2 protein-coding genes are annotated in these 913 nt (G+C 59.0%); one reads left to right on the forward strand and one right to left on the reverse strand.

Going from position 1 to position 913, the window contains the following annotated elements:
* Positions 1-162 (forward strand): RidA family protein (locus D6877_RS21395; protein ID WP_130912040.1); only part of this gene is annotated, 162 nt, incomplete at its 5' end.
* Between the two features lie 254 nt (positions 163-416).
* On the opposite strand, the gene D6877_RS21400 is transcribed toward D6877_RS21395, so the two are convergent.
* Positions 417-913, reverse strand: a 497-nt coding sequence (locus D6877_RS21400; RefSeq protein WP_130912041.1) for a hypothetical protein, incomplete at its 5' end; no start/stop codon positions are given.

Raw genomic sequence — 913 nt, forward strand, 5'->3', positions numbered from 1 at the left:
TTTGTCGACCTGAGCGAAGTGGCCAACGGCGCTTCGGATGTCTTCAGCCATGTGCTGGGCGATGCCGGGCGGCATACGCGCACGACCATCGGCGTGTATCAGTTGCCGAAGAATGCGGCGATTGAAGTGGACATGATTGCGGCTTTGCATCCTTCGGCTTGAGATCTCCGGCGCATGCTTCCCTCACCCTAGCCCTCTCCCGGAGGGAGAGGGGACTGACCGAGGTGATTGGGCGAGATACGTCGACATGCGGTATCGCGTTGAACGCAATGTTGAATAACCCACAAATCGGCTCCCTCTCCCTCGGGAGAGGGCTGGGGTGAGGGGCTACGATCGAACCAGCACCGCAAACCTCAAGCCGAAAAAAGCCCCGCCTGATCACTCAGCGCGGGGCTTTTTCACAAGCGCTTTGCAGATTACTGCGCCGCGATGCTATACCCGTCAAACGCCGTCTGCTGCTGCAGGGCAGTGATGATGTTCTTGCGGTTCACCGCCTGTTCCGTGCCGGCGTTATCGACGAAGGTTTCGCTCTCCAGCTCGGCTTCATCGCCTTCACCCACGAAGGTGAAACCGAGGAATTCCAGTGCCTCACGATCAACATTCAGGCGCGAACGCGGCGTGCGCATTGGCAGGGTTACGCTGGCGCCGTCCTTGCTGATGGTGAAGATTTCCACTTCTTTCTTTTTGGCGGCCTTGCTCTTGCCGCCGCTCGGGTTGCTGATCGCCTGGTGGGTCTGATTCAGCACCTTCAGCGCCAGACCATAAACGATTTCCTGAAACGCCGGATCGTCCTTGAAGCTGGACAGAATGCGCCCGATCGAGAACTTGCTGCTCAGGTCTTCCAGCGCGGCGATGTCCGCTGCCTCGGCGTCTTTCAGGCGCTTGAGTTCGCCCATCAGCTCGTACGCCTTGT

Origin of the sequence: Pseudomonas sp. Sample_9, from assembly GCF_004307535.1 — a bacterium.
Classification (GTDB): Bacteria; Pseudomonadota; Gammaproteobacteria; order Pseudomonadales; family Pseudomonadaceae; genus Aquipseudomonas; species Aquipseudomonas mercuritolerans.